The organism is Angustibacter peucedani (genome assembly GCF_054779595.1).
The window spans coordinates 1-3,655 of sequence record NZ_BAAGXY010000108.1 but is presented as its reverse complement, the minus strand read 5'-3'; the positions used below and the strand labels follow the sequence as shown (position 1 = coordinate 3,655).

At 54.7% G+C, this 3,655-nt stretch carries 10 protein-coding genes; all 10 read right to left on the bottom strand.

The window, feature by feature from the left end; genetic code table 11:
* The coding region (locus tag ACYVJ4_RS16375; RefSeq protein ID WP_460461201.1) for a recombination protein NinG at nt 1-357 on the bottom strand (357 nt) is incomplete at its 3' end.
* Nucleotides 350-649, bottom strand: coding sequence for a hypothetical protein (locus tag ACYVJ4_RS16370; RefSeq protein ID WP_032104834.1), 300 nt, complete (start codon nt 647-649; stop codon nt 350-352). The genes ACYVJ4_RS16370 and ACYVJ4_RS16375, both read right to left, overlap by 8 nt.
* Entirely contained in the window at nt 642-812 is a 171-nt protein-coding gene (locus tag ACYVJ4_RS16365; protein ID WP_032104835.1) for a NinE family protein, read from the bottom strand. Before ACYVJ4_RS16365 ends, ACYVJ4_RS16370 begins: the two co-directional genes overlap by 8 nt.
* On the bottom strand, nt 812-1,267 hold the full coding sequence (locus ACYVJ4_RS16360; protein ID WP_032104836.1) for a YbcN family protein: 456 nt from the start codon (nt 1,265-1,267) through the stop codon (nt 812-814). The genes ACYVJ4_RS16365 and ACYVJ4_RS16360 overlap by 1 nt, the downstream gene beginning before the upstream one ends.
* A 219-nt stretch (nt 1,268-1,486) precedes the next feature.
* Entirely contained in the window at nt 1,487-1,780 is a 294-nt protein-coding gene (locus ACYVJ4_RS16355) for a DUF4752 family protein (RefSeq protein WP_063135605.1), read from the bottom strand.
* Complete coding sequence (locus tag ACYVJ4_RS16350) at nt 1,780-2,316, bottom strand: hypothetical protein (RefSeq protein WP_063135604.1); 537 nt, start codon at nt 2,314-2,316, stop codon at nt 1,780-1,782. The genes ACYVJ4_RS16355 and ACYVJ4_RS16350 overlap by 1 nt, the downstream gene beginning before the upstream one ends.
* Nucleotides 2,313-2,498: a hypothetical protein gene (locus ACYVJ4_RS16345; RefSeq protein ID WP_032608719.1), complete on the bottom strand. Its 186-nt coding sequence runs from the start codon at nt 2,496-2,498 to the stop codon at nt 2,313-2,315. Before ACYVJ4_RS16345 ends, ACYVJ4_RS16350 begins: the two co-directional genes overlap by 4 nt.
* Nucleotides 2,495-2,917 carry a hypothetical protein gene (locus ACYVJ4_RS16340; RefSeq protein ID WP_063135603.1) on the bottom strand — a complete coding sequence of 141 codons (423 nt, stop codon included), beginning with the start codon at nt 2,915-2,917 and terminating at the stop codon, nt 2,495-2,497. Before ACYVJ4_RS16340 ends, ACYVJ4_RS16345 begins: the two co-directional genes overlap by 4 nt.
* The gene (locus ACYVJ4_RS16335; RefSeq protein ID WP_023330689.1) at nt 2,914-3,213 is read right to left on the bottom strand and encodes a hypothetical protein; all 300 of its coding nucleotides are present in this window, start codon (nt 3,211-3,213) and stop codon (nt 2,914-2,916) included. Before ACYVJ4_RS16335 ends, ACYVJ4_RS16340 begins: the two co-directional genes overlap by 4 nt.
* Nucleotides 3,213-3,655: DnaB-like helicase C-terminal domain-containing protein (locus tag ACYVJ4_RS16330; RefSeq protein WP_460461200.1), on the bottom strand; the 443-nt coding region annotated here is incomplete at its 5' end. The genes ACYVJ4_RS16330 and ACYVJ4_RS16335, both read right to left, overlap by 1 nt.

The following is a 3,655-nucleotide window of genomic DNA, read 5'->3' as shown; positions in this document are numbered from 1 at the left end:
GTAGTGGCCGCAGTCCATGGTTCCGCCAAACTTCTGCTCTGGTAGACGACCGCAACTGATGCATGGCTTACCGGCATCCCTCAGACGGACATACCGGTTGAAAGCCGCCTGTGCTTCAGCTCTCCACTGAGGTTTCGTTTTTAGTGCCACCTTTCTTGCTTTCAGATCCCGGCGTTCCGCGCGCTCCTTCTCTTTGCGCTCCTTGATGCGCTTAGCGGCCTCTTTTATCTTCTGCTTTGCCCGCAACTCCAGCGCGAAGATGGCGCCATGCTCAGGACAGCACCACCAGACGTTGTCGAAGGTGGCGGTGAACTTCTGTTTGCAGACCTTGCAGGTGCGACGGGTTGGTTTACGCATGTGACATCTCCTTGTCAGATGCCAGTTCATTTGAAAAATCGCCACCATCTATAGGCATCAGCCATTTTGCCGGGCAATTAACAGTTGGCCAGGCAACGATCAGCCCTCCAGGCAAGTAACCGCTCAAATTGCCACCGCTAGCGGATTCGACTTTCCACGCTTCAAATCTTTCTTCAGAAATAGCGCCTTTAATCACCCCGAGATACTCAACCAGACGCACTGTTGCGCCGACATTCTCAGGAATTCTGCTTTTGATGATTAAGGCGAGACCATCAACTTTTAATTCACGCATGATTCCTCCGTGCCGCTAGACGCAGCCATTTCTGATCTACCAGGCGGGCGGTGTAGCCCTTCAGTGTCGGGATGTCGGACGGCTTAACCGCGGGCTTAGGCTGGCGGCGCGCCGGAACGAGAAATATTTCGTTGGTGATGACGCGGGATAGTGGAGTAGACATCACGCCTCCTGCTTATCGCGCAGCTGCTGGTACTCGCAGCTCTGCGGAATGGTCAGGTGGCAGCCGATGTTCATCGCCCAGGCTTCGACTTTGCACAGGAAAATGTACATCTCGCCCGTTTCCAGCTCTGACGTATGACGTAGAGATTGGACGGTGGTGACCTCGCCAGACACGACGTCTACACGGTCCTTGCTTTCGTAGCCGAGATAGGTGTGCTTCATCGCGTCTTTGACCCACTCAGGCGTAGCGAAGGTCTTGCCGCGCGCGATCAGGTACTCGCTAATTTCCGTGTACCACATGTGGCTGAGCGCGTTCTGCGACAGGCTGCGCTTCTCGCGCCACGGCTTGACCTGAAGGCGGAAGCACTGGCCTGCATCCAGCAATGGCTGAATTTGCTGTCCTATGGCCGCGAAGTTGCCGCGATGGAGTTTGATGCCGTCTACTGGCAGAGTCATACGGCCTCCCTAACGGAAACCGCAGAATGCAGAGAATCGCAGGTGCCGTTAAGCATCTGTGACAAGGTGAGGAGTTCAGATTGTGGTCGCATTTAAGTCCCCTTAAATGCGCAGAAGTCACTGACGGGTGTTCAGGCCGTCAGCAAAGAAAGTATGGACGGTTGATTTAACAAAATCAACTGAAGAGAAAGGCCTCCGAAGAGGCCTGAATTTTGTGCGTCAAAGCGGTTTTACGTCGCGCTTAGCCTCGGGCCGATGAATGCGGATCGTCATTCCACTATGGGTGGTGATCACCATGCTATCCCCAGGATTGATATCAGCCAGATCAAAAGCCTCGTAAAACGAATCCATAGCTAGGGTTTTCTCGTCTTTCCGGTTCCACCAGCGCCAACAACGGCGAAACAGAAAACCAATAAACCAGCCATACGCTTTGGCTGCCAGGTAAAACCATGCGATCACCATCGTTGCGAAAAATAACCAGTCAGTCGCGCTGAAATTTTTGAGCTCGTCCATCACTTCACCTCCTGCTGCGGTGATGCTGCTATCATCCGGCGATACACATCGTAAGTTCCGAATTGTTCATCACCAGCCTCAAGCATTTCATGGGTGGGTTCTTCTGGCACCAGCACCCAACCATCCGGAATCACCGGAGAGTTGCCAGCGGCACCCTGAAGCATGGCGGCGCGGCAGGCGTTTTCTGCGATAGCTGCGCATTCTTCAACGATGTCGTGCACTGACTCGGGAAATTCTTCCATGCATTCGCGGATTGCTGTAGCGGCATCAGGCACAGATACCGGCGCTGGCGGGGCGGTGCGATACAGAAGCACATCACCCATTTCTTTTCTGGATGCTGGCCATACATCGGCATCGGAGCCGGAGTTGAGATAATCAAGATTGGACTGGTCGATGACGCACACAGGCTCCGCTTCGAGCGATGCCAGCGCGATACGCGCCAGCTCGTTCAGGATTGCCACATCAGCGTGACCGAGGGTGTAACCAGCTTTCAAATCGGCAACTGCTTGGACGGCCTGTTTGTCGATGTTGCTCATTGGAACCTCACATGATTCTTCCAGCGGTTCTGTGCTGCGCTCTTTTTGAATTGATGCCCTTCACGGCTAACACCACCGAGCGTGAAGAGAACCATGCGGCGATTGCTTACGTTCAGCCACTGGCGCGGGTAGCAGTTTTTCAGGGCGCGAAGAACGATGATTTTGGCTTTACGGTTTTTCATGACTGCACTCCTTTGCGAAGCTGGGCGGCGAACTCACGGATAGCGCCATCAAGGTCTGGACACAACAGGTTGTCAGCAAACATCTCCACACCCTGCGCCCGCACTTCAGCCATGATTGCCTCGGTTGCCGGGGTTTCAACGCGGATGCTGTCACGCAGGATAAAGAACGCATCGAGCATACCCGTCTCCGGCACTTCATCCTGATGCCACTCATAAGCCTCGAGAGCACGCATCATATCTTCACCGAAAGGTTGAGGGTGCGCAGCCTTCAACCCCGCATTCTCCGCAGCCAGCGCCGCGCACTTGGCATCTGCTTCAGCAAATTTACGCACCAGATACTCAGCGTTGGTTTCGTTAACCTTCATGTCGCCAGGCAAGCACTTGCCACGCAGAAAACCTTCCATCTCAAATAATTTCATACCCCTACCCTCCCCCAAACCATCAATACTCGCTTCATAGCCGCGCTGTTGCGGCACTCCTGAAATATTCCGTTGGTGCAACTACGCGCGGTACCAGCCTGCTCTTCCGGCGTCGCCAGGCGATAGGTCACCGTTCGCCAGACCTTGCTTACCCGGACAATCTTCCGGGCCCGCTCCAGATCGATGGCGTTCTTCGTGATGCAGTTGATGGTCATGCCGCACTCTGTCGCCACATCTTTCGCAGTGAAGGTCCGGTGCGTTTCGAGATAACGCAGAATTGCCTGTTTTCCTTTCATCAGAAGCCCCCTTTCTTTTTCGGCTGCTGCTCGCGCCCGCGGCGTTCTGCTGCGGCGGAATGCTGGTCTGTGTCGTAAATTGCCCCGTTGATCTGATTGCAATAAACCGTACCGGTACTGCCATGGCGGTTGAGACGCAGGATTAACTCGGTTTCGCCCGGCGGCACGCTGTCATCGAAAGCGCCTTCCCGGTGGATACCAACCCAGTAGTCGCAGTCCTGCTCAATCTGTCCTGTGTCGCGGGAATCGCTGGGTAACGGGCGTTTATTCACTCGCTTCTCCAGTTCGCGGTTGAGCTGGGTCAGCAGCACGACGACGCAGCCAAGCTCTTTGGCTAGGTTCTTCAGACCTTTGGTGATCATCCCGTAGGCCAGGTCATTACGGTCTGCTTTTTCGGCAGACATCAGCGTCAGGTAGTCAACCAGAATCATGCCTACGCAGC